This window comes from Variovorax sp. Varisp36 (assembly GCF_047304235.1).
Classification (GTDB): domain Bacteria; phylum Pseudomonadota; class Gammaproteobacteria; order Burkholderiales; family Burkholderiaceae_C; genus Variovorax.
This window is the reverse complement of record NZ_JBGLYU010000024.1, coordinates 22,571-48,865: the sequence shown is the minus strand read 5'-3', so window position 1 is coordinate 48,865 and position 26,295 is coordinate 22,571. Positions and strand designations below refer to the sequence as shown.

General features: G+C 68.0%; 24 protein-coding genes. 17 read left to right on the top strand and 7 right to left on the bottom strand.

What is annotated here, in order from left to right; all coding sequences use genetic code 11:
• Positions 1 to 27 precede the first annotated feature (27 nt).
• The 8 genes from ACCD11_RS15925 (at position 28) to ACCD11_RS15890 (ending at position 11,563) form a co-directional block, all read left to right on the top strand.
• Positions 28 to 1,200, top strand: coding sequence for a BMP family ABC transporter substrate-binding protein (locus ACCD11_RS15925; RefSeq protein WP_007839101.1), 1,173 nt, complete (start codon positions 28 to 30; stop codon positions 1,198 to 1,200).
• 314 nt (positions 1,201 to 1,514) lie between these two features.
• Positions 1,515 to 5,543: a TOMM system kinase/cyclase fusion protein gene (locus tag ACCD11_RS15920; RefSeq protein WP_413314612.1), complete on the top strand. Its 4,029-nt coding sequence runs from the start codon at positions 1,515 to 1,517 to the stop codon at positions 5,541 to 5,543.
• An 18-nt stretch (positions 5,544 to 5,561) separates the two neighbouring features.
• The gene (locus tag ACCD11_RS15915; RefSeq protein WP_413314611.1) at positions 5,562 to 6,356 is read left to right on the top strand and encodes a BMA_0021/BMA_0022 family TOMM bacteriocin; all 795 of its coding nucleotides are present in this window, start codon (positions 5,562 to 5,564) and stop codon (positions 6,354 to 6,356) included.
• 19 nt (positions 6,357 to 6,375) lie between these two features.
• The gene (locus tag ACCD11_RS15910; protein ID WP_413314638.1) at positions 6,376 to 7,206 is read left to right on the top strand and encodes a class I SAM-dependent methyltransferase; all 831 of its coding nucleotides are present in this window, start codon (positions 6,376 to 6,378) and stop codon (positions 7,204 to 7,206) included.
• Positions 7,199 to 9,337, top strand: a complete 2,139-nt coding sequence (locus ACCD11_RS15905) for a TOMM precursor leader peptide-binding protein (RefSeq protein ID WP_413314610.1) — start codon at positions 7,199 to 7,201, stop codon at positions 9,335 to 9,337. Before ACCD11_RS15910 ends, ACCD11_RS15905 begins: the two co-directional genes overlap by 8 nt.
• A gap of 22 nt (positions 9,338 to 9,359) precedes the next feature.
• On the top strand, positions 9,360 to 10,298 hold the full coding sequence (locus ACCD11_RS15900) for an FHA domain-containing protein (protein ID WP_413314609.1): 939 nt from the start codon (positions 9,360 to 9,362) through the stop codon (positions 10,296 to 10,298).
• Positions 10,299 to 10,402: 104 nt separating this feature from the next.
• Positions 10,403 to 11,059 (top strand): hypothetical protein, encoded by a 657-nt coding sequence (locus ACCD11_RS15895; protein ID WP_007832767.1) that lies wholly within the window; start codon positions 10,403 to 10,405, stop codon positions 11,057 to 11,059.
• Between the two features lie 132 nt (positions 11,060 to 11,191).
• Complete coding sequence (locus ACCD11_RS15890; protein ID WP_007832770.1) at positions 11,192 to 11,563, top strand: hypothetical protein; 372 nt, start codon at positions 11,192 to 11,194, stop codon at positions 11,561 to 11,563.
• 150 nt (positions 11,564 to 11,713) lie between these two features.
• Here the strand turns inward: ACCD11_RS15890 and ACCD11_RS15885 are convergent, their stop codons facing one another.
• From ACCD11_RS15885 to ACCD11_RS15865, 5 genes are all read right to left on the bottom strand, one after another.
• Complete coding sequence (locus tag ACCD11_RS15885) at positions 11,714 to 12,106, bottom strand: nuclear transport factor 2 family protein (RefSeq protein WP_007832776.1); 393 nt, start codon at positions 12,104 to 12,106, stop codon at positions 11,714 to 11,716.
• An 88-nt stretch (positions 12,107 to 12,194) separates the two neighbouring features.
• Positions 12,195 to 13,478 (bottom strand): NAD(P)/FAD-dependent oxidoreductase, encoded by a 1,284-nt coding sequence (locus tag ACCD11_RS15880; protein ID WP_413314608.1) that lies wholly within the window; start codon positions 13,476 to 13,478, stop codon positions 12,195 to 12,197.
• Positions 13,475 to 14,236, bottom strand: coding sequence for an amino acid ABC transporter ATP-binding protein (locus ACCD11_RS15875; RefSeq protein ID WP_301508715.1), 762 nt, complete (start codon positions 14,234 to 14,236; stop codon positions 13,475 to 13,477). The genes ACCD11_RS15880 and ACCD11_RS15875 overlap by 4 nt, the downstream gene beginning before the upstream one ends.
• Positions 14,233 to 14,904 carry an ectoine/hydroxyectoine ABC transporter permease subunit EhuD gene (ehuD, locus tag ACCD11_RS15870; RefSeq protein WP_413314607.1) on the bottom strand — a complete coding sequence of 224 codons (672 nt, stop codon included), beginning with the start codon at positions 14,902 to 14,904 and terminating at the stop codon, positions 14,233 to 14,235. Before ehuD ends, ACCD11_RS15875 begins: the two co-directional genes overlap by 4 nt.
• A gap of 166 nt (positions 14,905 to 15,070) precedes the next feature.
• Positions 15,071 to 15,838 carry an ABC transporter substrate-binding protein gene (locus ACCD11_RS15865; RefSeq protein ID WP_007832784.1) on the bottom strand — a complete coding sequence of 256 codons (768 nt, stop codon included), beginning with the start codon at positions 15,836 to 15,838 and terminating at the stop codon, positions 15,071 to 15,073.
• Here ACCD11_RS15865 and ACCD11_RS15860 point away from each other — a divergent pair.
• From ACCD11_RS15860 to ACCD11_RS15850, 3 genes are all read left to right on the top strand, one after another.
• Positions 15,837 to 15,974, top strand: coding sequence for a hypothetical protein (locus tag ACCD11_RS15860; protein ID WP_413314606.1), 138 nt, complete (start codon positions 15,837 to 15,839; stop codon positions 15,972 to 15,974). The genes ACCD11_RS15865 and ACCD11_RS15860 overlap by 2 nt on opposite strands.
• Before the next feature lie 68 nt (positions 15,975 to 16,042).
• Positions 16,043 to 16,846, top strand: coding sequence for an IclR family transcriptional regulator (locus tag ACCD11_RS15855; protein ID WP_413314605.1), 804 nt, complete (start codon positions 16,043 to 16,045; stop codon positions 16,844 to 16,846).
• 86 nt (positions 16,847 to 16,932) lie between these two features.
• Positions 16,933 to 17,994, top strand: a complete 1,062-nt coding sequence (locus ACCD11_RS15850) for an adenosine deaminase (protein WP_157632187.1) — start codon at positions 16,933 to 16,935, stop codon at positions 17,992 to 17,994.
• Here the strand turns inward: ACCD11_RS15850 and ACCD11_RS15845 are convergent.
• Positions 17,955 to 19,262: an MFS transporter gene (locus ACCD11_RS15845; protein WP_413314604.1), complete on the bottom strand. Its 1,308-nt coding sequence runs from the start codon at positions 19,260 to 19,262 to the stop codon at positions 17,955 to 17,957. The two genes, ACCD11_RS15850 and ACCD11_RS15845, sit on opposite strands and share 40 nt — an antisense overlap.
• Positions 19,263 to 19,358: 96 nt before the next feature.
• Between ACCD11_RS15845 and ACCD11_RS15840 the strand changes: the two genes are divergently transcribed.
• Both ACCD11_RS15840 and ACCD11_RS15835 read left to right on the top strand, forming a co-directional pair.
• Positions 19,359 to 20,300, top strand: a complete 942-nt coding sequence (locus tag ACCD11_RS15840) for a LysR substrate-binding domain-containing protein (protein ID WP_007832790.1) — start codon at positions 19,359 to 19,361, stop codon at positions 20,298 to 20,300.
• Positions 20,301 to 20,401: 101 nt separating this feature from the next.
• Complete coding sequence (locus ACCD11_RS15835) at positions 20,402 to 21,505, top strand: BMP family ABC transporter substrate-binding protein (RefSeq protein ID WP_413314603.1); 1,104 nt, start codon at positions 20,402 to 20,404, stop codon at positions 21,503 to 21,505.
• A 122-nt stretch (positions 21,506 to 21,627) separates the two neighbouring features.
• On the opposite strand, the gene ACCD11_RS15830 is transcribed toward ACCD11_RS15835, so the two are convergent.
• Positions 21,628 to 22,509, bottom strand: a complete 882-nt coding sequence (locus ACCD11_RS15830) for a LysR family transcriptional regulator (protein WP_413314602.1) — start codon at positions 22,507 to 22,509, stop codon at positions 21,628 to 21,630.
• 102 nt (positions 22,510 to 22,611) lie between these two features.
• On the opposite strand from ACCD11_RS15830, the gene ACCD11_RS15825 reads away from it, so the two are divergent.
• The 4 genes from ACCD11_RS15825 (at position 22,612) to dcd (ending at position 26,292) form a co-directional block, all read left to right on the top strand.
• A complete protein-coding gene (locus ACCD11_RS15825; protein WP_413314601.1) occupies positions 22,612 to 23,217 on the top strand; it encodes a short chain dehydrogenase in 606 nt (201 codons plus the stop codon).
• Entirely contained in the window at positions 23,214 to 24,200 is a 987-nt protein-coding gene (locus ACCD11_RS15820) for a hypothetical protein (protein WP_413314600.1), read from the top strand. Before ACCD11_RS15825 ends, ACCD11_RS15820 begins: the two co-directional genes overlap by 4 nt.
• A 76-nt stretch (positions 24,201 to 24,276) precedes the next feature.
• Entirely contained in the window at positions 24,277 to 25,563 is a 1,287-nt protein-coding gene (gene guaD / locus ACCD11_RS15815) for a guanine deaminase (protein WP_413314599.1), read from the top strand.
• 162 nt (positions 25,564 to 25,725) lie between these two features.
• On the top strand, positions 25,726 to 26,292 hold the full coding sequence (gene dcd, locus ACCD11_RS15810; protein ID WP_015866656.1) for a dCTP deaminase: 567 nt from the start codon (positions 25,726 to 25,728) through the stop codon (positions 26,290 to 26,292).
• Positions 26,293 to 26,295: the final 3 nt, after the last annotated feature.

Genomic DNA, 26,295 nt, shown 5'->3' with positions numbered 1-26,295 from the left:
AACCTGTCCTTTTGAGGATTTCCGACAATGAATGATCTGAACAAGCGCTCCCTGCTCAAGCTGGCCGCCCTCACGGCGGTCGCTTCGGCGGCCCTGATCGGCTGCGGCAAGAAAGAAGAAGCGGCAGCACCGGCCCCAGCGCCCGCGCCGGCCCCGGCACCCGCCGCTGCCGCACCGGCTCCGGCAGCGCCGCTGAACATCGCATTCGCCTACGTCGGACCCGTGGGCGACGGCGGCTGGACCTTCGCGCACGACAACGCGCGCAAGGCGCTCGAAAAGGAATTCGGCGACAAGATCAAGACCACCTTCGTCGAAAGCGTGCCCGAGGGCGCCGACGCCGAGCGCGTGTTCCGCGACATGGTGAGCCAGGGCAACAAGCTGATCTTCGGCACCACCTTCGGCTACATGGAGCCGATGCTCAAGGTCGCGGCAGACAGCAAGGACGTGAAGTTCGAGCACGCCACCGGCTACAAGACCTCCGACAACATGCGCACCTACGACAGCCGCACGTACGAGGGCGCGTACATGGCCGGCGTGATCGCCGGCGCCATGACCAAGAGCAACACGCTGGGCGTGGTCGGTTCGGTGCCGATCCCCGAAGTGCTGCGCAACATCAACAGCTTCACGCTGGGCGCGCAGTCGGTCAACCCGAAGATCACGACCAAGGTCGTGTGGGTCAACGAGTGGTTCAGCCCGCCCAAGGAAACCGAAGCCGCCACCGCCCTCATCAACGGCGGCGCCGACGTGCTGTTCCAGAACACCGACTCGCCGGCCGTGCTCAAGACCGCGCAAGAGAAAGGCAAGCGCGCCTTCGGCTGGGACTCCGACATGACCGCCTACGGTCCCAAGGCCCACCTGGCCTCGGCCACCATCAACTGGGCCCCGTACTACATCAAGGCCACCCAGGAAGCCCTGGACGGCAAGTGGACCACCGGCCAGAGCTGGTGGGGCGTGAAGGAAGGTGCCATCGACCTCGTGTCGATCGCCGATGACGTGCCGGCCGAAACCAAGGCCAAGGTCGAGGCAGTGAAGAAGGGCTTGAAGGACGGCAGCTTCGTGATCTGGAAGGGCCCGATCCTCGGCCAGGACGGCAAGGAACTGGTCGCCAAGGACGCGGTGGCCGACGACAAGTTCCTCTCGGGCGTGAACTTCTACGTCAAGGGCGTCGAAGGCAAGGTGCCGGGCGGCGAGAAGAAATAAGCTCGCCCCAGGCTGCGCGTACTTCGTGTCGCTACGCCTTCCCCCTACCGGGGGCAACACCAGCGGCCCGGCAAAGCCGGTTCCGCGGTGTTCGCGAAGGAGCCCGGGCTGCGCCGGGCGGCAGCATATACACCGAAAAGTTCTAACAACCCGCACTTGTTGCGGGTTTTCTTTTTTTGGAGTGTTGCCTACCTGAAAAGTCCTTGTGTCCGCTACAGTAACAATTAGTGTCACTATTGCGTACCGTCGCAGCGCGGAACGCGGCCGAGGCAAGTCCCGGAGGACCATCAACGTTCCATCACGACGAGGCTGAAATGCAGGATGCCGCCACCAACCCCACGTACACAGCGTTGCAACCGCAATTGCCGGAATCGCTGGAGATTCCGGGCTACGACCTGCTGGAGGAACTGGGCGCAGGCGGCTACGGCACCGTCTATCGTGCGCTGCAGCAGCGCACGGGCACCGTGGTCGCCATCAAGGTCGTCAAGCTGCAGGTCGGCAGCCAGCGCGTTGCGCGTTTCCACCGCGAGACCAAGCTCTGCGCCGCGCTGCACCATCCGCACATCGTTCAGCTGCTCGACAAGGGCGAGCAGGGCGCCTGCGTCTATGGCGTCTTCGAGTACGTGCCGGGAGAAACGCTCACCAGCCTGATCCGGCGCAAGGGCGCTTTGACGGCCCCCGAAACCGCCCACCTCATGGCGGAAGTGCTGGATGCGCTGGACTGCGCGCATGCCGCGGGCATCGTGCATCGCGACCTGAAGCCGGACAACGTGATGGTCACGTTCACCGGCGCTGTCCCGCATGCGAAGGTGCTGGACTTCGGCATCAGCACCGTCATACCCACGAACAGGGGCGCCGAATTCCTGACGCTCACGATGACGGAAGAGTCCCTGGGCACGCCGGCCTACAGCGCACCCGAGCAGCTGCGCGGCGAGCCACCCGGCGTCAAGTCCGATCTGTATGCCTGGGGCCTGATGTTCATCGAATGTCTGACCGGCGTGCCCGCCATCCGCGGCGCATCGGCGGCGGAGATTCTTCATCAGCAACTGAGCCCGCAGGAAGTGCCGCTGCCCTCGGAAATCGCCAGCCATCCGGTGGCGTCCGTGCTGCGGCAGGCATTGAGGAAGAAGGCCGCCGACCGCTGCGATTCCGCGGCCACGCTGCTGGCCGAACTCGGGCGCCTGCGGCTGGACGACCTCGTGGGCGTGCTGCGCTCGGCCAAGCAGGCGCAGGACGAGGCGCTGGCCCATACCGTGGTGACGACGCGCGGCTTCTCCGAGAAGCGCCAGCTCACGGTGCTGTGCTGCAGCGTCTCGGTCTGGCCGGACGCCGACGCCGAGGGCGCCGACGATGCCTTGCCCTCGGACATCGAAAAACTGGAACTGCTGCAGCGCAACGAGCTCTCCCTGTTCGCGGAGACCGCCACGCGGCGCGGCGGATTGCTGGCGGGCACGCTGGGCGACCGGATGATCGTGCTGTTCGGCTATCCGCATGCCAGCGACACCGACGCGCGGCAGGCCGGCATGACGGCGCTGGAGCTGATTGCGTTGAGCCGCCAGCGCTCGGCCGCCATCGAGCAGGCGCACGGCGTTCATCTGGGTATCCGCATGGGCATGCACACCGGCATGGCGGTGGTGGCCGCCGGAGAAATCCCGTCGGGCCATGCTGTCAATGTCGCTGTGCGGCTCGAGGGCGTTGCCGAAACCGGGACGCTGCTGGCAAGCGAAAGCAGTTACCGGCTGCTGGGGCGCCATGCGCGCTTCGACAAGGCCGGCAGCGTGGCCCTGCCGGGGCAGTCCGGCGGCATCCAGACCTATTGCCTCAGCAGCAAGCGGCAGGCGTCCATGCTGCACGAGTCGGCGGAACAGGCACTGCACGAGGCGTGCATTGGCCGCGAGCCGGAACTGCAACAGCTGCGCGCGGCGTGGGCCCAGGCCCGGCAAGGCCAAGGCGGCGCGGTGTGGATTCGCGGCGAGCCCGGCATCGGCAAGTCGTGTCTCGCCGACATGCTGCGCGAGCAGGTGGCGCAGGAAGGCTGGCAGACCGTCAGTGCGCAGTGCCAGCCCGAAAGCCAGAACAACGCGCTGACGCCGTTCCTGGCGCTGCTGCGCCAGCGGCTCGACGCCGCGCCCGACGCCGCCACGCCAGACGCCCGGCGGGAGCGGTTGCGCGAGGCCCTGCATGCGGCCGGCTGCGACGGCGAGGCGGTGCTGCCGATCTTCTGCGCATGGCTTTCCCTGCCGCTGGGCGACAGCGCGCCCAGCCAGATGTCTCCCCCGATGCAGAAGGCGCTGTTGCTGCAGTCGATCGCGCAGTGGCTGCTGCACATGGCCGAGGCGGCGCCGCTGCTGCTCCTGCTCGAGGACGTACATTGGGCCGACCCCACGAGCATCGAGTTTCTCGAGCAGCTGGTCGCGCAGCTGCCGCAGCGGCGCGTGCTGCTGGTGTTGACCGCGCGGCCGGAATGGGAGAAGCCGCCGGAACTGCAGGCGGCGTGCATCGAGGTGCGCCGTCTGGAAGACGCGCAGGCGGCCGAACTGGCCCGGCAGGCGCTGGCGCCGAGAATCGCCGCGCCGCAGGTGATCGACAACGTGGTCGCGCGCACCGACGGCGTGCCGCTGTTCATCCAGGAAATGGCGCGCATGCTGCTCGACGCCTACCTGGTGGAGAAGGACGGCGTCTGGGTCTTCAAGGACACCGCGCAGCCAGCGGCCATTCCGGTCACGCTGCGCGACTCGCTGGTCAGCCGCTTCGACCGGCTGGGCCCCGTCAAGGGCCTGCTGCAGCTGGCTGCCACCATCGGGCGGCAGTTCGATGCCGAGCTGCTGTGCGCCTGTTCGGGCAAGCTCCCCGAAGCCATGGACAAGGACATGGCCGTGCTGCTCGACGCGGGGCTCGTGGCGCCGGCCGGGCCGCCGGGCGCCTTCATCTTCCGCCACGCGCTGATCCGCGACACCGCCTACGAGTGCATGCTCGTCGCGCAGCGCCAGCAGCAGCACCGCAACGTGGCGCAGACGCTGCTGGACAGCCAGCCGCAGCGCGTGGCGGACGAGCCGGGCAGCGTGGCCCAGCACTGGGCGGATGCCGGCGAGCACGCGCAGGCCATGGCGCTGGCGGTGCAGCAGCTGCGCATTACCCAGCATCGCTCGCTGAACGACGAAACCATTTCCTACGCCCAGCACATCGACGGCTGGATGGCGCGCCTGGATGGCGCTGCGCAGCGCGAGGCGCGCCTCGACGTGAACAGCTACGTCACGCAGGCGATGATGAACAAGTACGGCTGGGCGCATGCGCAGGTGGTGGACCGCATCGCCCTGTCGCAGGAACTGCTCGACGACAGCGTGCCCCGCGAGAAGCAGGTGCAGCACCTGTGGACGCTGATCACCTTCCACCACGTCGCGAGCAACCGCGCCGAGGTGCAGCGGCTGAGCCAGCGGTTGCTCGACCATGCCGTGCAGCAGCAGGACCAGGGCGTGTTCGTGGCGGCACAGACTTATCTTGGGCTCGCGCACTATTCCGATGGCCAGTTCGAACTCGGCGAGCAGTCGCTGACCGACGCCATCGAGCGCTACAGCCCCGAATCGCACGCGCACCATGCCGCCGACTTCGGCTTCGACACCCGCGTATGGGCCACCACGGGGCGCGCGCTGGTGCGCTGGTTCGCGGGCCACGACGCGGCCGCCCGCACCGACGCCGCGAATGCCGTCCGGTGGGCGCGGGAGATGTCGCACATTCCGTCGCTGAGCATGGCCCTGCTGTACCAGAGCCTGGGCCACCAGGCCCGCAACGACAAGGCGCGGGCGCTGGTCAGCACGGGCGAACTGCTCGGCATCACCGCGCGCTATGGCCTGCCGGCGTTCCAGGGGTATGCGGAAATCATCCGCTGCTGGGCCACCGGCGACGTCGACAGCATCGCGCAAGCCGACGCCTGGGTGCAGGCGCTGTGGGGCATGGGCTGCCGCTATTGCCAGACCTACTACCGTGCCTTCGCCGCGGACACGCTGGCCGCCAACCAGCGCTGGAGCGAAGCGCTCGAGCGCATCGACGAGTGCCTGCGCATGGCGGACGAGCTCAAGGAAGGGCTCTACAGGTCCGAGCTCCATCTGCAGAAGGCCCGCTACCTGCAGGCCGCCGGCGGTGAGCGCGCGGCGGTGGCCGCCTGCTTCGCGCAGGCCGCCGAAGTAGCGCGCGAGGGGGCCAAGCACAGGACCGAGTACGAGGCCCTGGCGGCGTTGCAGGCACTGGCGCCTGAAGGCCGCGACGTGGCCGCACGCCTGGAGGAGCTGGCCGGCCTGCGGTCGGAGTTGTCTGCACGCATGCCCCTGCATGCATTTGTTTCTTGAACCAAGGATGAAGTGACCATGACCCCTCAACGCCAAAGCGCCGAACCGCTGCTCGAATTCCGCCTTGCCTATCTTCGAGGCGTTGCCCGATCGTGGCAGGACGATGCCTACCGCCGCGAACTGCTCGACCAGCAGGACATCCAGCCCATGCTGCGCCGCGACTTCGGCCTGCCGACGATGTGGCCGCAAGTCGACATCAGGCTCTTCCAGAATCCGGATCCGGACATGCGCGCCGAATGGAAGCCGATGCTGACTTCCGGCTGGGTCGGCCCCGACGATTCCTTCATCATCGTGCTGCCGCAGGCGCCTTCTTCGCATGCCGCGGAGGCGCTGGCCGCCTACTACCAGGTGTTCCCGAACTTCATGGGCGGCGCCGTCGCCTTCGAGGCGCCCGAAGAGTCCACCGCCGGCCTGATGAAAGCCGCGCTGCCCACGGGCCTTGGCATCCCCGGCGGCGGCGAAGGTTCGCTGCTGGCGTTTGGCGGCCTGGTGCTGCGCGCGATCGCGCTCGCATGGCAATCGCCGGAGTTCCTTTTCGACCTGACGCGCGACCCCGACACCGACAAGGCGCCGGTGCTGAGCCAATGGCTGGGCTACAACAATCCGTTCAATTTCAAGATCCTGTTCACGACCAATTCCGCCTTCACGTGGGACACGGCGCGCGGCGAATGGAACCTGGAGAATGCCGACGGCTCGCCGATCAAGAACGGCCTCCTCCTCAACTACCCGAACGCGCCGGTGGAAGAGGGCATGCGGGCGATCGCGCTCACCTCGTACAACAACACGGGCGACCCCTATCCCTTCACCTGCTGAGTCCGCGGTCGACCGGGGGCTGGCCACTGGCGCGCTGCAAGGCGCCACGGCCACGCTCCTGCTGACACTGGCCGCGCGCGCCGAGGCCAGCCGCCTGCGCGGCGATGCGCAGGCGTTCTCCGACCCCGAGGCGCAGCGCATCGCGGCCTCGCTTCCCTTCGACCTCTCGGCCTATGCGATGGACGCGGCATTCGTCAGGAGCGTGGTCCTGCGCGCCGCACTGTTCGACCGTTTCGCGGCCGAATTCCTCGCAATCCATCCGGGGGGCCTGTGCATCACGCTGGGGGCGGGCCTTTGCACGCGGCGCAGCCGGCTCGGGGCGGCCGTGGCGGCAGGTTCCCGCTGGCTGAACATCGACCTGCCGGACGCCATCGGCCTGCGGGCGCAGCACATGGCGCGCGGCGAAGGCGAGACCGACCTCGCCTGCTCGATCCTCGACGACGCGTGGCTCGACGCCGCCGGCCTGCCCGGCGAGCGGCCCGTGCTCGCGATGCTGGAGGGCGTCTGCCCCTACCTGCCGCAGGCGCCGCTGGAGGCCCTGCTGTGCCGGTTGGCCGGGCGCTTCGAGCACGGCGCGACGCCGTGCACCGTCGTGCTCGACCATGTGCACCCGGTGCTCGCGCGCCAGCCCATGGCGGTGGGCGGCATGCGGCTGCCGGTGGTGTCGGGCTTCGAAGATGCCGTGCAGATCGCGCGTCTGCATCCGTCGATGCGGGTGCTGTCCGAAGACCACATCTATGCGCAATTCTCCGAACAGCATCGGCTGTTCGAAGCGGCGTTCCAGGCTGCGACGGGTGCCTGGCCCTATGCCGTCGTGCGCCTTGCGCTGGGCCCGCAAGACGATGCGTAGCGCCGCGGCACCGGATTTCTTCGGCGACGTTTTCCGGTGGCACGAGAAGCACCTGCCGCCGGTCGTGCTGAAGGACAACCTGCTGCTGTTGAGCGAGAACGAGCTGCTCGTGCTCGGCTCGCCGGGCGTCATGGCCCTCGAGCGCGTGCTGCGCGAGCGTGTCAGCCTCGCGGCTTATTGCCGCAGCGAAGGCGCGGCCGCGCCGCTCGCGGAAATGCTGCATGCGCTCGAAGCATTGGCGCGCCAGGGGCTCGTGCGACCCGCCGCGACGGACGGCGGCGAGCCGTACCTCGTGCCCGATTTCTCGGTGGAACCCGCGCGTGCGGCCGTCTCCGATCACGTCGATTTCGTCCTGCTGTCGCAGGCCGTGAACGACGGCGCGGCACGGCGCTGGGGGCTGGCGATCGCCGAGGCGGGCGGCGCTGGCCTCACCCTCGTGTTCTGCGACGACTGCCTGGACCCGCGGCTCGGCGTGATCGATGCGCAGCAGCGCGCTTCGGGGCGTCCATGGCTGCTGGTCAAGCCGACGGGCGAACAGGCCATGGCCGGCCCGGTCTTCAGGCCGCGTGGGAAGCCGGCCGGCCCCTGCTGGCATTGCCTCGCGCACCGCTGGCTCGGGAACCGGCCGGCGCGCGCCTGGTGGCAGGACCGCCACGGCGGCATGGTGATCGGCCCGCCCGTGCGCACCGGCGACGGGCTTGTCGGCGAACGCCTCGATCGACTGCTCCCCATCGCCAGGCAGCTCGCCGCGCACCCTGATGCGCAGGTGCGCACGCTGGATTCGCCGCAGCCGCATTTCGTCTTCGGCCGTCCCCAGTGCCCGCAGTGCGGAACGCCGGGGCTCATGGCGCAGCGGCAACGCGAACGCATCGCGCTGGCGCCGGGCCTGCCCGCCGCCCGGCGCGATGGCGGCTGGCGCACGGTGCCTGCCTCGGCCACGGTGGAGCGGCTCGCGCGCCACGTCAGTCCGCTGTGCGGCGCGATCGCGCAGGTGCGGCCGCTCAACGCCGAATCCGACGATGCGCTGACGGTCTATCGCAGCGAGATCTTCAGGACTGCACCGGCCGGCGGCGACGCGCTGCCCGGCCCGCTGACCCAGGTCTGCCTCGGCAAAGGCATGTCGATGGCGCAGTCCCGTGCCAGCGCTTTGTGCGAGGCGGTCGAACGCCACGCCGCCTTCTACCAGGGCGACGAGGCCTCGGTCGTCGCGCTCGCCGCCGACCTTGACGCGCGCTGCGTCCAGCCGCAGGCGCTGGCGCTGTTCAGCGATCGGCAACGCGCGCGGTTCGACACGGAGAAGCCACCGCACGCGGTGGCGAACTCGTCCGCAGCCCCGGGTCAGCCCGCATGGTGGACGCCCGCCTGGTCGCTGACTTCCGATGCCCGCTGCTACCTCCCGCTGGCTTTCTGCTTCGCGAATGCGCCGGTGCCAAGCCAGTGCCACGTCGGCTGGACATCGAACGGATGCGCCGCCGGGAACACGCGCGAGGAAGCCATCCTGCAGGGCTTTCTCGAACTGGTGGAGCGCGATGCCGCAGCCATCTGGTGGTACGGCGAAATCCGCAGGCCGGCCATCGACCTCGGTGGCCTGTGCGCCGAAATCCGCCTGCGCATCGAGCGCACCTGCGGCCCGGAGTGGGAGCGCTGGGTGCTCGACATCACCCATGACTTCGGCATCCCGGTGGCGGTTGCCGTCGGCCGGCACGGGCAAACGGGCGAGTGGGCCATCGGCTTCGGCTGCAGCACCGACCGCGCGCTGGCCTGCGAACGCGCGCTCACGGAAATGAGCCAGCTGATCGTGGCCGGCAAGACCTTTGCAATGCAGCGCGCCGGCTTTCTCATGCCGTCGAAGGTGAGCGACGCCGTGCCGGCGCCGGCCGCGCAGACGGATATCGCCGAAGAAATCAAGCGCTGCGTCGGCATTGCCGCTGCCCTCGGCCTGGAGACCATCGTCCTCGACCACACGCGCCCCGACATCCCGCTGTGCACGGTGAAGGTGATCGTGCCCGGCCTGTGCCACATCTGGCCGGAGCTGGGCAACCCGCGCCTGTACAGGGTGCCCGTCGCCATGGGATGGCGCGACACTCCGATGAGCGAGGGTGACCTCAATCCACAGGCGCTCTACGTCTGACCTCGCGAGAGAGAATGCACCGATGGCTATTTTCAGGAACAAGCTCGACGGGCGCGCCACCATGCTGCGGCCCGTGCATGCCTTCGGCCGCCGCGCCTCGGCATGCCAGACGGTGCTGAAGGCGCCGGACGTGTCACAGGTCCATGCGCTTGTCCGATGGAACAGCCGCGCATGGGAGATCGTCGACCAGAGCCGCAACGGCACCACGTTGAACGGCGAGCGCCTGCCGGGCGGCCGCTGGACCGTCTTGCCCGCGGGCGCCGAAGTCCGCATGGGCGTGGGCGATGAAACGGTCTGGATCGCGGACGACCTCGCGCCGCCGGCCACCTGCCTTTTTCCGAACGAGGGCCGCGGCGCCGCCGTGGTGCTGAACCTCCGCGAAAACCTGCTGCCGGACGAGCAGCAGCCTGAAGTGAACGTGTATTTCCACGAAGGCAAATGGATGCTCGAGCACATCGGCGGCATCGAGTACCTCAGCGATGGCACCGTGGTCCGCACCTCGGGCAGCACGTGGGAGTTCGTGCTGGGCGACGACCTAGCGTCCACTTCCGAGAACCCGATCGCAGCCTCGGCGCCGGCCTCGGCGGAGGTTTCGCTGCACTTCAATGTCAGCCAGAACGAGGAGCACACGAGCCTGAGCCTGGTGGCGGACGGCAAATCGGTGTCGCTCGGCGAACGCATTCATCACTACACCCTCGTCACGCTCGCCCGCGTGCGGCAGCAGGACGCGCAAAAAGGCGTTGCGCCGCAGAGCCAGGGCTGGATCGGGCTGGACGAACTCTCGCGCATGCTGGGCGTGGAGCCTTCGTACGTGAACATCCAGATCTTCAGGGCGAAGCACCAGATCCTCAATGCATTGGCGCCCCGGCTGGCCGAGCCGCCGCTGGTCGAGCGACGGCGCGGGAACGTGCGCCTCGGCAACTATCCCTTCGAGATCCAGGGTGGCGCACAGCGCGTGTAATCGCCTGTAATTTCATTCTCCACCCGCGATCCCTAGAGTGAGGTCCAGCTCGGTGCCGTTGCGGCACCAACCGCCTGATCCATCACTTCCGGAAGAGAGTTGCCATGGGGATGATCTATTCAGTCACGGTCAACAACCATGCGAGTCATTCGGCTTATTTCATGGTGTTCCAGAACGACCCGACGCAATGGGCGCCGAATGCGCTGTCGCTGGCCTGGTTCGCCGAGTTCTCGAACCCGGGCCCGAGTTCGCGCGTCAAGTTCCAGTGGAGCGTCGACACCGGCTTCTCCTGGGCTGAAACTGGCGAACTGCAGCCCGGCACCCAGTTCACCGCCACGGAAACCTACGACGCGACCGGCCTGAACAACAAGATCACGCTCGACTACGACCGTGCCTACCGGTTCGTGAACCCGATCCCGGGACCCGATCGGTCGCGGTTCTATCTCGCCGAGTCGGCCAGCGTCCCGGGCAGGTCCGCGGCTGCCGTGGGCGTGACCATGGGAGGCAGCACGGTGTATGCGGCGCAGGCACGCCCCAACCAGAACCTGGCCTTCTCGCCGCGCCCCCGCTACTTCATCGCCTATGGCGACTACGAGGAAGGCGATGTGATCGACGTCAGCGCGATCAACAACCCACTCGAGTTGCCGTATCCGGCCGGCGTCTACGCGCTGACCACCACATTGAACGCCAATGGAACCTGGGACCCGCCAAAGAGCCTGGCCCATTCCAACGCGAGCCGCCTGCGGCTGCTCGCGGTTTGAATTTTCAGCTGTCACACCTCCTGGTTTCCTCGAGGACACCCATCATGAGAAGCACACGCCATGCTGCAGAACACACCTTCACCGATTCTTGCACCTCGCCAGCCGCTTCAATCGAGCTTGCGGAGTCAGGCAATGCGCCCACAGCAAGCCGCCGTTGAGCGGGTAGCGACGCGGCGCGTGTTCCTGGTGCCCCCAGGCGCCCGTCTGCAGGACCCCAACGTCGATTGCCTGGCCATGGACGAGGAGGTCTGGGAGCGCGGCTATACGCTGGTGATCGACGAGGTGAAGCGCGGCCCGCTGCAGGACTTCTGGAAGCACTACTACGGCACCTCCGCCGAGATGGCGATGTCCGGCAACGGGCTGATGGAGTTCCGCAAGGACATCATGGCGATCACCCCGGATTGCCTGAGCGAGCCGGCCGTGTTTCGGTTTCTCGTGCAGTTGACCCGGATGTGCGTGCGGGCGTACAGCGTGCAGGGCAGCCTGCACGTCGTCGCTGAATAAATACTCCCCCAGGCTACGCGCACTTCGTGTCGCTGCGCCAACCCCCTCGCCGGGGGCGACACCTGCGGCCCGGCGGAGCCGGTTCCGCGGTGTCTCGCGAAGGGGACGCGCCGGTTCGAACGCCGTGGCGTGCCGGGCGCATTGGCGCTGTCAGGATTGCGGGGGCTGGAGCTGCGCCGCCATCTTCTGGTGGATCAGGTTCACGGCCTTCAGCGGGCGCAGCATCACCTTGAACTCGGTGATCCTGCCTGCGTCGTTCCACTTCATCATGTCGACGCCATTGATCTGGATGCCGTCCAGCTCGAGCGCGAATTCGAGCACCGCATCGTGCTCTGACCTGAGCTCGCGCACATAGCGGAAGCTCTCGTTGAAGAACACCTGGAATGCCGCCGCCAGGTACTTCTGCGTGATGCGTTTGCCCACCTGGGGCGTGTGCACCACCGGCGAATGGAAGACGGCCTCGTCGTCGAGCAGGGCATCGAGCCCCGCCACATCGCGTTCCTTGACGAGCCGGTGCCAGGTGGCGAGGGTGTCGATCGGCATGTGTCTCCTGAAGAGGTGAGTAGGATGCCCGGCATTTGACGCACAGGCGTGCGACATGGCAAGACATCCCGGGCACCTGGGCGACTCGTCAGGCCAGCCGGTCGAGCAGGCTGTACCAGGCCACGCCCCCGGCCACGTAGAAGCGCTGCAGGCCATGCAGCGGGATCGGCTGGATCGGCGTCACCGGGTACGGAAAATCCGCGCCCGCATCCACGAGCCGCGCAGCCAAGTGCTTGCCCATGCTCGTGGCCAGCGCGATGCCCCGGCCGTTGTAGCCCAGCGCGATCGTCATGCCCGGCGCCGGCGTGTGCACGTGCGGCATGAAGTCGCGCGTGACGGCGATTCGGCCGGCCCAGCGGTACTCGTAGCGCAGCGGCCCGAGCTGCGGGAACAGTAGCTCCAGCGAGCGCTCCAGGTGCGCGAAATCGGCGGGACCGCCCGGGTCGGCGAAATGGCCGCGCCCGCCCATCAGCAGGCGGCCCTGCGCGTCCTTGCGGAAGTAGAGCAGCAGGCGCTGCGAGGTCGAGGCGGTTTCGCCGCGCGGCAGGATCGCGTCGGCCGCCGCGCCCTTCAGCGGCTCGGTGGCCACGATGAAGCTGTTGGCCGCCAGCACCGTGCGCTTCAGCCCGGGCCATAGCGCGCCCGTGTAGCCGTTGGTCGCTATGACGACTTGCTCCGCGGTGACGCTGGCGCCCGTCGACGTGCTCGCATGCCAGTGCGAGCCGCGCCGCTCCAGCGCCGTGACCTCGATGCCGCCGTGCACGGCAACGCCCAGGCCCTGCGCGGCGCGCACCAGCCCGCGCGTGTAGGCCAGCGGCTGGATGCCGCCGGCGCGGCCGTCGAGCCAGCCGCCGGCGAAGGTATCGGTGCCCAGCCGTGCCGCGACGGCCGCGCGGTCGAGCGGCAGCGTGTTCACGCCGCGCCTGGCCCATTGTTCGGCGCGCGCATGCAGGCCGGCCACGTCCTTCTCCGAATAGGAAACCTGCAGCCAGCCGTTGCGCACCGGCTGGCAGTCGATGCCGTGGCGCGCGATCAGGTCGAACACCAGGTCGGCCGAGCCCGAAACCGCATCGATCAGCGGCTCGGCGCGCTCGGCGCCGTACAGCCGCACGAGCTCGTCGGGGTCGTGCTTGAGCGTCGGGTTCACCTGCCCGCCGTTGCGCCCCGAGGCACCCCAGCCGGGCTCATGTGCCTCGAGCACGCAGACCTGCACGCCGGCCTCGGCCAGGTGCAGCGCGGCAGACAGGCCGGTGAAGCCGCCGCCCACGATCAGCACGTCGGCCTTGCGCGATCCGGCGAGCGGCGGCGTCGGCGGAGCTGGGGGGGCTGTTGCAGCCCAGAGCGACGGCGGCATGGCACTGGCTGCGCTCATGCACGCACCTCCGGAGAGCCGGCCGCACCGGAAGGATGCAGCACGCGCCGCAGGAAGTCCTGCGTGCGCGCATGGCGAGGCGCGCCCAGCACCTGCGCGGACGGGCCTTCCTCGACGATGCTGCCGCTGTGCAGGAAGCACACGCGGTCGGCCACCTCGCGGGCGAAGCCCATCTCGTGCGTGACCACGATCATCGTCATGCCCTCGTCGGCCAGCGCACGCATCACGCCGAGCACGTCGCCGACCAGCTCGGGGTCGAGCGCCGAGGTCGGCTCGTCGAACAGCATGGCCTCGGGCTTCATCGCGAGCGCGCGGGCGATCGCCACGCGCTGCTGCTGCCCGCCCGAGAGCTGCGCGGGCCAGGCCTGTGCCTTCTCGGCCAGCCCGACCTTGGCCAGCAGCGCCATCGCTTCCTCGCGCGCCTGCGCGGCGTTCTGGCGCAGCACGTAGACGGGGCCTTCCATCACGTTCTCCAGCACGGTGCGGTGCGGGAACAGGTTGAAGCGCTGGAACACCATGCCCATGCGGCTGCGCAGCCGGTGGATGTTCGGTGCGTTGCGGTCCACGCGCTCGCCGAAGGCGCGGATCTCGCCGCCCTCGTACGACTCCAGCGCGTTGATGCAGCGAAGCACGGTCGACTTGCCCGAGCCCGACGGGCCGATCAGGCACACCACCTCGCCCTTGTCCACGTGCAGGCTCACGCCCTGCAGCACGCGGTGCGCGCCGAAGCGCTTCTCGAGTCCCTCGACGTGGATCATGGCTGCTTCCTCCCGGCGGCGAAGCGCTTCTCGAGCCGGCGCAGGCCCCAGACCAGCGGCAGGCTCATCAGCAGGTAGAGGAGGGCGACCAGGGTGTAGACCGTCATGTTCTGGAAGGTCGACGAGGCGATGAGCTGGCCCGCGCGCGTCATCTCGGCCACGGTGATGGTCGAGACCAGCGAGGAGTCCTTCAGCATCATCACCAGCGTGTTGCCGTAGGGCGGCAGCGCGATGCGAAAGGCCTGCGGCAATATCACGCGCCGCATGATCAGCGCCGAGCGCATGCCCATGGCCTGCGCCGCTTCGCGCTGGCCCGGATCGACCGCCTCGATGCCGGCGCGGAAGTTCTCGGCCTGGTAGGCCGAGTAGGCGATGCCCAGCCCGATCACGCCGGCCTGGAAGGCCGTGAGCTGCACACCGAACTCCGGCAGCACGAAGTAGATGTAGAAGAGCTGCACGATGATCGGCAGCCCGCGGATCACGTTGACGATCACCGTGGCGGCCCACGAGAGCGCGCGCACCGGCGAGAGCTTCATCAGCGCGAGCCCGAGGCCGAGCACGCTGCTCAGCAGGAAGGAGAGCACCGTCACCTGCACGGTGACCACGGCACCCTGCAGGAGGATCGGCAGGAAGTCCTGCGCGTGCTGGAGGAAGGAGGGAGCAGCCATCTGCATCAGTCCTGTCGCGCGGTGCGCGGCCCGTCGAATCGACCGGCCGACGTAGGCAGGCCCATTCGGGGAGCACCGCGGAGCCGGCTTTGCCGGGCCGCAGGTGTTGCCCCCTGCAAGGGGGGTGGCGCAGCGACACGAAGTGCGCGAAGTCTGGGGGTGTGCATCAGATCCCCCACTTCTGGACGATCTTGGCGAGCGTGCCATCTGCCTTGATGGCGGCGATCGCCTTGTTGATGCGCGCCAGCGTCTCGGTGTCGCCCTTGCGCACCACCAGGCAGACGTCGCCCACGTTCACGGCCTTGTAGCTGTCGACCAGCTTCACGCCGGGGAAGGTGTTCTGGCGGATCTGGTAGGCCATGATGGGCTGGTCGCCGAGGCCCGCCTTGATGCGCCCGAGCGAGAGGTCGCGCGTCATGTCGGCCACCGAGTCGTAGCTGCGCACTTCCTTGAAGATGCCCTTCTTGTTCAGCATGTCGAGGAACACCGTGCCGACCTGCGCGCCCACCACCTCGCCCTTGAGCTCGTCGAGCGAGACGTATGCGCGGGCGTCGTCGGCCTTGACGATCAGGCCTTCGCCGTACGAGTAGACCGGGTCGCTGAAGTCGACCACCTCCTGGCGTGCCGGCGTCTTCAGCATGGCGGCCGAGACGATGTCGATCTTGCGCGCGGTGAGCGAGGGGATCAGCGCGGAGAAAACCGTCTGCTGCACGTTGACGCCGAAGCCGCCGGCCTTGCCCACGGCGGTGACGGTGTCGACCATCATTCCCTGGATGCTGTTGGTCTTCACGTCCAGGAAGGTGAAGGGCACGCCGGTGGCCGTGGCACCCACGTTGTAGGTGGGCGCGGCGCCCTGCGCGGCGGCCAGCGAGGCGGCGCCGGCGATGCAAAGACCCAGGGCCAGGCGATGAAGGCGGCGAACGATGCGATTCATGGAAGCACTCCTCGAAGCAAGGGAAGTTGAAGAAAGAAGAAAGAAAAGAGAGACAGGGAAGGAAAAGATGCGCGGCACCCGCGATGCAACATGCATGCCAATAATCGATTCTTTTGAATCTCTAAACAATAAATAAAAACCACTAGTCGAGTCTGAAATATCGATATTCGATATTTCGAAGGAACGTGGCTATACTCCACCGCCATGGACGCCACACCCGACACAGCCCCCGAAGACGGCCAGAGCCTGCTTTTCAATCAGTCGCTGGAGAAGGGCCTGGCCGTGCTGCGCGCCTTCAGCGCCCGGCGCCGCACCATGACGCTGGCCGACGTGGCCGAGGCCACCGACATCACCAAGAGCTCGGCGCAGCGCATGGTCTTCACGCTCGAGAAGCTGGGCTATGTGCGCAAGCACCCGAAGACGCGGCGCTACCAGCTCACGCCGAGGGTCATGGAGATCGGCTTCAACTACCTCGCGGCGCACTCGCTGATCGACGTGGCCAACCCCTTCCTGTCGGAACTCACCAAGGTGACGACCGAAACCTCCTGCCTCACCGAGCCCGACGGGCTGGACATGGTCTACGTGGCGCGCTTCGTCAGCGCGCAGTTCGTGCCGGTGCACATGCCCATCGGCAGCCGCATTCCGATGTACTGCACGGCTTCGGGGCGCGCCTTCCTCAGCGCGCTGCCCGAGGACGAGGCGCGCGCGCTCATCGAAGCCTCCGACCGCGTGGCCCACACCATGCACACCCGCACCGGCGTGGACGAGATCCTGGAAGAGCTGCGCCAGGCGCGGCAGCAGGGCTTCGCCACCAATGCCGAGGAGCTTTTCCTCGGCGACATGACCATCGCCGCGCCCGTGCTGGGTGCACAGGGGAGGCCGGTGGCCTCGGTGCACATCGTCGCGCCGACCAGCCGCTGGACGCTGGAGGAGGCGGTGCGCAAGCTGGCGCCCACGCTGCTGCTGTGCGCGCGCTCGCTCACCAGTTCGGCGCGCAGCATCGACTGACACCTATACGGTTTCAGACATCGCGCCGGCAGGTGGGTGCCCTTATGCTGTGCGGGATCACAACGCAGCAGCAGTTCGCACCCACCATGACCGATTTCCGCCCCACCTACGACAAGAGCTTCGACCGCATCGCCGCCGAGCGCCTGCCTGCGCTGCTGCGCGCCATGCCCAAGGCCGAGCTGCACATGCACATCGAGGGCTCGCTCGAACCCGAACTCATCTTCGCGCTCGCGCAGCGCAACGGCGTGTCCATTCCGTACGCCAGCGTCGAGGAACTGCGCCGTGCCTACGCCTTCACCAACCTGCAGAGCTTCCTGGACATCTACTACGCCGGCGCCAGCGTGCTGCTCAAGGAGCAGGACTTCTACGACATGGCCTGGGCCTACCTGGAGCGCGCCGCGGCCGACAACGTGGTGCACACCGAGATGTTCTTCGACCCGCAGACGCACACCGCGCGCGGCGTGGCGATGGAAACGGTGGTCAACGGCCTGCACCGCGCATGCGTCGATGCGCAGCCGTTGCTCGGCGTGAGCGCGGCTCTCATCCTGTGCTTCCTGCGTCACCTGAGCGAGGAAGAGGCTTTCGAGACCCTGGAGCAGGCGCTGCCGTTTCGGGACAAGTTCATCGGCGTGGGGCTCGATTCGAGTGAAGTCGGCCACCCACCGGAAAAGTTCGCGCGCGTGTTCGCGCGCTGCCGCGAACTGGGTTTTCACCTCGTCGCGCACGCGGGCGAAGAAGGCCCGCCCGAGTACGTGTGGAGTGCGCTCGACGTGCTCAAGGTCGAGCGCGTCGACCACGGCGTGCAAAGCACCAAAGACCCGGCGCTGATGAAGCGGCTCGCACAAGACCGCATCCCGCTCACCGTGTGCCCGCTGTCGAACCTCAAGCTCTGCGTGTTCCCCGACCTGTCGCAGCACAACCTGGGCGCGCTGCTCGATGCGGGCCTGGTCGCCACTGTCAACTCGGACGACCCAGCCTACTTCGGCGGCTACATGAACCAGAACTTCACGCAGACCTTCGCGGCCACCGGGCTCAACGCGCAGCAGGCCTGGCAACTCGCGGCGAACAGCTTCGAGGGCAGCTTCATCGACGCGGCCGCAAAGCGCGCTTACGTCGACCGGCTCAACGCGGTCTTCGCGACCTTCTGATCGGCAGTGGCTGCGGTATCGGGCCGCGGCACCAGCAGTGGCATTGCCACCAGCGCACAGGCGCTGGCCGCGAGCCACACCAGCGGCCAGCCCTGCAGCGCCAGCAGGTGGGGAATAGAGAAGGGCGTGATGAAGCACACCAGGAACACGCTGGTGTTCGCCATGCCCAGCGCCGTGCCGGCACGGGATGCGCCGGCCAGCGTGGCGAGCTCGGTGTAGGCCACGCCGTGCCATGCCGACACGCAGACACCGCTCACACCCAGCAGCACGACCAGCGCGATCCGCAGCGCCAATGAATCGGCGACATGTGTACCGGCGGCCATCACCAGCACCGCGAGTGCAGCGAACAGCAGCACGCTGAGGGCGCCGCAGGCGCGCAGGTAGGCCGGCCGGTTGCGGCGGCGGTCGGTCCAGCGGCCGCTCCACACGCGCATCACCATCGCACCGACCTGCGTGAAGACCATCGTAGCGGTGATCGTCGCCAGGCCCGCATGTCCGAAGTCGTGCAGGAACACAGTGCCGAAGGACAGCACCGCGAACTGCGGCGCGCAGAGAATGCCGATGCCCAGCACGATGCGCCACACGCGAGCGTCGCGCAGCGGGCCGCTCTTGGACACGGCACGCGCTTCGGCCGTGGCCTTGGTACGGGGCGCGACAGGCGGCTCGTGCACCCAGGCCCAGCTCATGGCCGCGCTCAACGCACACAGCAAGGCCAGCAGGCCGTAGAGCGCGGCAAAGCCGAAGTGCAGAGCGACGAAGGGCAGCACCAGCGCGCCGATGCCGCCGCCCATCGGCACGGCCGTCTGGCGGATGCTCATCGCGAGGCCGCGCTCGCCAGCGTCGAACCATGTCATCACCGCACGGCCGCTGGCACCGTTGACGCTGCCGCCCAGCAGGCCGACCAGCAGCAGCCCGGCGCCGAGCCAGCCGAGGCCGGGAATGTGCCCTGCGCCCGGCGCGGCCCACAGCGCCATCGCCACCAGCGCGACGGCCGTGCTGCCCAGGCCCGTCAGCAGCACGGGCCGGTCGCCCCAGCGGTCCGTCAACAGGCCCCACGGCAGCTCGCTCACGGCAATGCCCAGCCCCATGAGGCCCAGCACCAGCCCGAGCGTGGCGTTGTCGAGCTGGTAGCCGGTGCGCATCAGCACGGCGGTCATGGGAATGCCGCTGAAGGCCACGGAAAAGGCCGCGTTGGCGGCCACGCCTGCAGCCAGCACTTTCCAGCGGTGGCGTGGGGAAAACGAAGAGGAGTGGGGTGAAGGGGTCATGTTGCAGGGCAGTGTCGGCCGCTGCAAAGGTTTTGAAAATCAGAAAATAATGAGCCCATCGTCCCAAAAATCAGGACTATAAGAAAAGGACCCGACATGAGCCAGGTGATGTTCGATCTCGACGTGCTGCGCACCTTCTCCACCGGCATCGCGCTCGGCAGCTATGCGCGCGCGGCCGACAGGCTGGGCCGTTCGACCTCGGCGGTGAGCGCGCAGCTGAAGAAGCTGGAGTCGCAGGCCGGCACCGTGCTGTTCCGCAAGGCCGGCCGCGGGTTGGAGCTCACCGATGCAGGCGAGACGCTGCTGACCTATGCCCACCGCATGCTCGAACTGAATGAAGAAGCCGGCGCCGCCATGCGCGGCACCGACCTGCAGGGCTGGGTGCGCCTGGGCCTGCAGGAAGACTTCGGCGAGACGCTGCTGCCCGCCGTGCTTGGCCGCTTCGCGCGCGCACATCCCAAGGTGCGCATCGAGGCCTGCGTGGCGCGCAGCGGCGAACTGCGCGAGCGGCTCGAACTCGGCCAGCTCGACCTGGCACTGGCGTGGGACGCGGGCGACCAGCCCCTGTCGCCCTACGCCGAACGCGTCGCCCGCCTGCCGTTGTTGTGGATCGGCCCGAAGACGCCCGATAGGGTCGAAGCACCCTGGTGGACGGAGCGCGAGAGCCGCGGCGCCGGTACGCGCCAGGCCAGGAGCAAGGAGCCGCTGCCGCTGATCATGCTCGACGCCCCGTGCCCGTTGCGCGAGATCGTGATCACCGCGCTCGACCGCGCCGGCGTGCCGTGGCGCCGGGCTTTCGGCAGTGCCAGCCTCGCGGCGCTGTGGGCTGCCGCATCGGCCGGACTGGGTCTTACGGTGCGCACGCCTTTCGGGCTGCCCTCGCACGTACGCGCCATCGATCGCGCGACGCTGTCCCTGCCGGCGCTGCCGCAGATATCGCTCGTGCTCTATCGTGCGCAGGCCCACTCCGAGGCCCCGGCGAGCCGGCTGGCCACGCTGTTGCTGGAGGCTGTGCGCCAGCATGTGCAGCTCGAGTAGAAAAACGGCCGCGCGAAGGCCGCACTAAAATCCGAACCCCGCAGCCGGGCGTCCCGGCCGGCTGCGGGTTGTGCTTTTCCGGGGCCATGTAGAGGAACACCATGTACAAAAACCTCGTTGGCCGCGCCGTTCTGGCGTGCGCTGCCGCCTGTTTTTTCTTTTCTCCCGCCTTTTCGCAGACGCAGTCGCCCAAAGCGCCGCTGAAGATCGGCTTCGTCTACGTCACGCCCGTCACCGATGCCGGCTGGGTGCGCCAGCACGAGGAAGGCCGCAAGGCCGTCGATGCGGCGCTGGGCGGCAAGGTCCAGACCACCTACGTCGAGAACGTGGCCGAAGGCGCCGACGCCGAGCGCGTGATCCGCGACCTCGCGCAACAGGGCAACACGCTCATCTTCACGCCGAGCTTCGGCTACATGGAGCCGACGCTGAAGGTGGCGAAGGACTTCCCCGAGGTGAAGTTCGAATCGATCACCGGCTACAAGACCGCGCCCAACGTCGCGACCGCCAATGCGCGCTACTACGAGGGCCGCTACCTCGCGGGCATCGCGGCCGGCCGCATGACGAAGACCAACATCGCCGGCTACGTCGCGGGCTTCCCGATTCCCGAGGTGCTGCAGGGCATCAACGCCTTCGCGCTCGGCATGCGCTCGGTGAATCCGGCTGCGAAGGTCCACGTGGTGTGGCTCAACGAGTGGTTCGATCCGCCGAAGGAGCGCGACGCCGCGATGGCGCTGTTCGACCGGAACGCCGACGTGGTGGCCTTCCACACCGGCTCCACCGCCGTGATGGCCGCGGCGCAGGAGCGCGGCAGGATGGCCGTTGCCTATCACTCCGACATGCGCAAGATCGCGCCCGACGCGCAGATCGTCGCGGTCACGCACCAGTGGGGCGGCTACTACACGCAGCGCGCGAAGGCCGTGCTCGAAGGCAGTTGGAAGAGCGGCAACCTCTGGGGCGGCGTGAGGGAAGGAATGATCCGCGTCGGCGACTTCGGCACCAAGGTGCCCAAGGCCGTGCAGGACGAAGTGCTGGCGCGGCAGAAGGACATCGCGGCCGGCAAGCTGCAGCCGTTTCGTGCGCTGGCCGCCGACGTGCGCGACAACGAGGGCCACGTCGTGATCGCCAAGGGCGTGCAGCTGAATGACGAGCAGATCCTGAAGATGAACTGGTTGGTCGAAGGTGTGCAGGGGCGGGTGGCCCGTTAACGGGCTTGCGGGCCGACGGCGTTGCCCGCGGCGATGGAGCTTCGGCGCAACAGGGTCTTGATGCGCTGGCGAAGCGGCGCAGGTGTCACCGCTGACGTCATTTATCAGTAGAACGCGGATCTTCAGCCCAGCCGCTCGACCACAAAGTCCACGAAGGTCCGCAGCTTGGCACTCGGCCGCGCTTCCGGCAGCCGCATGATGTGCACCTGCCGCGTGGGCAGTTCCCATCCGGGCAACAGCCGCACCACCTGGCCCGAGGCGATGGCGGGCCCGAGCAGCGCGTCGGCCTGCACGATCACGCCTACGCCGGCCATGGCTGCGGCCAGCAGGGCCTGGCCGTTGTTGGTGGTGAGCGGGCCGCGCACGGGCACATGCACCGTCTTGCCCTTGCGCGTGAAGCGCCATGCATGGTCCGGTCCCCAGGTCGCGAAGCCCAGCAGCGGGAAGGCCTCCAGGTCGGATGGGTGCTTGGGTTGCCCGTGGCATGCGACCCATTCGGGGCTGGCCACCGCGTACATGCGCGACAGCGCCAGCGGCCTTGCAATGAGCCGTTCGTCGACCGCGGCGCCCGAGCGGATGCCACAGTCGAAGCCTTCCTCCGCGAGATCCACCACGCGGTCGTTGAGGCTCAGCTCCACCTTCACCTGCGGATAGGCGGCGATGTACTCGCCGATCACGGGCGTGAGCCGGTGCGCGCCATACGCCACCGGCGCGGTCACGCGCAGCACGCCCTGCGGCATGGCGCGCAGCGACTCGGCCACGCCGTCGGCGATGTGCACGCTGGAGAGCACGTCGCGGCAGCGCTCGAGATAGGCGGCGCCGATTTCCGTGAGCGAATGGCGGCGCGTGGTGCGCTCCAGCAGGCGCGCGCCGAGCTGTTCTTCGAGCGCGCGGATGTGCTTGCCGACCATCACGGCCGACAGGTCGAGCGCCTCCGCGGCCGCAGCGAAGCTGCCCGCATCCACCGTGGCAACGAAGACTTCCATGGCGCGCAGTTTGTCCATATTGAAAACCTGAAGTTTCGAATGACCGAACCGGACGGCAATTTATCAAATTGATGGTTCGCAAAACAATGCCGCCTGTTCATTCAATCCGGCGAGGTTTTCATGAGAGTTCTGGTTGTGGGCGCGACAGGCGCCATCGGCAGTGCGGTGGCGCAGGCATTGGCCGAGCGCCACCACGAGGTGATTCGCGCAGGCCGCACGCGTGGCGATCACCAGGTCGACATCACGAGCGACGCGAGCGTCGAGGCGCTGTATGCGGCGGTCGGTCGGGTCGATGCCATCGTGTCGGCGGCGGGCGGGCTGTTCTTCGGGCCGCTGAACGAGATGCGGCCGGCCGACTTCAACGTCGGCCTGCAGGACAAGCTGCTCGGCCAGGTGCGGCTCGCGCTGCTTGGCCAGCATGTGCTGACCGACGGCGGCTCGATCACGCTGACCACGGGCATCGTGGCGGACGAGCCGATCCGCCACGGCGCGAATGCCACGGCGGTCAACTCGGCGGTCGAAGGCTTCGTGCGCGGCGCTGCCATCGAACTGCCGCGCGGCATCCGCATCAACGTGGTGAGCCCGACGGTGCTGGCCGAGTCGCTGCCGCTGTACGGGTCGTTCTTTCCGGGGTTCGAGTCGGTGTCGGCGGCGAAGGCTGCGCAGGCCTACATCCGCAGTGTCGAAGGGCCGCAGACGGGACGCGTATATCGCGTGTGGCAATGACGCGGGCGCGCGCACTGCTGCTCGGGGCGTTGCTCGCGTACGTCGCGGCGACGGCCTCGGCCGCCCCGCCCGCCGTACAGGCCCTGCCCGACGACTGGTATCCGGAAAGCGTCGCCATCGGCCCCGACGGTACGTTCTACGTCGGCAGCTGGCGCGAGGGCGCGGTCGCGCGGCTGAAGCCGGGCGTCGCCCCGAAGGCCGAAGTGCTGGTGAAGCCCGGCGCCAACGGGCTTGCGAACGGGCAGGGCGTGCTGGTCGATGCGAAGCAGCGGGCGCTGTGGATCTGCTCGGGCAACAGCGGCTTCACCACCGTGCCGCAGACGCCGAGCGCGCTCAAGCGCTACGACCTGGCCACCGGCGCACCGCGTGCCAGCTATGCGATGCCCGACAACGGCTACTGCAACGACCTCGCCCAGGACGCGCGCGGCAACCTCTACGTGACCGACTCCTTTCACCCGCGCGTGCTGAAGCTCGCGCCGGGCGCCGCCGCGCTCGCGGTCTGGAAGGAAGACCCGGCGCTGGCCGGTCCGGGGCCCTACAAGGGGCTGAATGGCATCGCCATCGACGGCGGGCGCGATGTCTACGTGAGTCTCGTGGCCGCGGCGTCCTACGTGCTGCGCATCGGCCTGGGCGCCGACGGCAATGCGGGAGAGGTCACGCGCATCGAAGCTCCGCGCGTGCTGAAGAACGTCGACGCGATCCGCGCCTGGAAGCCGGGCCGGCTCGTGCTGTTCGAAAGCAATGCCTTCGGCGAGGGTCCCTATGGCGGCCAGGTCACCGTGGCGCGCGTCGACGGTGCAAGGCTCGGCTTGCAGACGGTGGTGGCGGGGCTCAACGACCCGTCGTCCGGTGCGGTATGGGGCAACCGCGTCTATTTCATCGAGTCGAAGTATTCGCTGCTGACCAAGCGCAAGGACGGCGATGGGCCTGTGCCGACCGGCGTGCCCTTCGACATCCAGTCGCGTGCACTGCCAGCGCGCTGAGTGCATTCCGCATATAGCACTCATACGCGCGTGGAAATCGTGGGCCGGCGGGGCTGGATTACCCTCCCTACCCACGATGAAAAAAGCCTACCGCGCCTCCCTCCTGCGATTCGATGCCGCCGGCCAGCCCGTTTTCGATGAAGACGGGCTGCTGGTCGTCGCCCCCGACGGCACCGGCCGCCAGCGCGTGCTCGATGCCGGCAGCCATGCCGCCGTCGAGCCGCGCCATCCCGACGCGCACACGACCCACCTGCCCGGGCGCATCCTCGCGCCGGGGTTCGTGGACATGCACATCCACTTCCCGCAGACCGACATCATCGGTTCGCCCTCGCCGGGGTTGCTGCCCTGGCTCGAGAACTACACCTTCCCGGCCGAAAGCAAATTCGCCGACCCTGCGCATTCGAACGAAGTGGCCGACGTGTTCTTCGACGAACTGCTGCGCAACGGCGTCACCACCTCGCTGACCTTCGCGACCTCGCACGTGGCCTCGGTCGACGCCTTCTTCGAAGGCGCCCAGCGCCGCGGCCTGCGCATGATCACCGGCAAGGTGCTGCAGGACCGCAACTCGCCCGACGGCGTGCGCGACGAAACCGAGCAGAGCCTGATCGATACCGAGGCACTGATCCGCAAGTGGCACAACGTCGACCGCCTGGGCTATGCCATCACGCCGCGCTTCGCGCCCGCGAGCACCGAAGCCCAGTTGCGCGGCGCGGGCGAACTGGCCGCGAAGTACGCCGACACCTGGATTCAGTCGCACGTGGCGGAGAACCGCGACGAAGTGAAATGGGTGCGCGAGCTGTATCCGAAGGCGCGTTCCTACCTCGACGTGTACGCCGGCTTCGGCCTGATGCGCGAGCGCGCCGTGTACGCGCACTGCATCTACCTCGACGAGGCCGACCGCGAGCTGCTGCGCGAGACGAAGACGGCCGCGGCCGTGAGCCCGACCAGCAACCTGTTCCTCGGCAGCGGCTTCTTCGACTTCGGCGCGGCCGACCGCGTGGACTATCCCTATGGCCTGGCCAGCGACGTGGGCGGCGGCACCAGCTTCAGCCCCTTCCACACCATGATGGCGGCCTACTACGTCGGCCGTGAAGGCCAGACCAAGGCCGGCCTGAGCATCGCGCCCTCGGAACTCTGGTGGCGCCACACCGGCGGCGCGGCGCGCGCGCTGAGGCTCGACGGCGTGGTCGGCAACCTGCAGCCGGGCTGCGAAGCCGACTTCCTGGTGCTCAATCCGGCGGCCACGCCGCTGCTGGCGCGCAAGACGAAGCTGGCGAACACGCTGGAAGAAATGCTCTTCGCGATGATCGTGCTGGGCGACGACCGGTTGGTCGAGCGCACGGTGATTTCGCAGGCTGGCTGAGGCCTGAGAGGGCGAACCCGCCCATGCCACAATCGCCGACCCAGCGAGCGCGGCGAAACCTTTTCCAGGAACACCGCGGAACCGGCTTTGCCGGGCCGCTGGTGTTGCCCCTTGAGGGGTTGGCGTAGCGACACGAAGTGCGCGAAGACTGGGGTGTTTTCAATGTCTATTAAGAGCGACAAATGGATCCGGCGCATGGCCGAGCAGAACGGCATGATCGAGCCCTTCGAGCCCGGCCAGGTGCGCGAGGCCGCAGGCCACAAGATCATCAGCTACGGCACCTCGAGCTATGGCTACGACATCCGGTGCGCGCCTGAATTCAAGGTCTTCACCAACATCCACAGCACCGTGGTAGACCCGAAGAACTTCGACGAGAAGAGCTTCGTCGACATGCACGGCGACTACTGCATCATCCCGCCCAACAGCTTCGCGCTGGCGCGCACGGTCGAGTACTTCCGCATCCCGCGCAACGTGCTGACCATCTGCCTGGGCAAAAGCACGTACGCGCGCTGCGGGATCATCGTCAACGTCACGCCGTTCGAGCCCGAATGGGAAGGCTACGTGACGCTCGAATTCAGCAACACCACGCCGCTGCCCGCCAAGATCTACGCGGGCGAGGGCTGCGCGCAGGTGCTGTTCTTCGAGAGCGACGAGGTCTGCGAGACCAGCTACAAGGACCGTGGCGGCAAGTACCAGGGCCAGCGCGGCGTCACTCTGCCAAAAACCTGACGT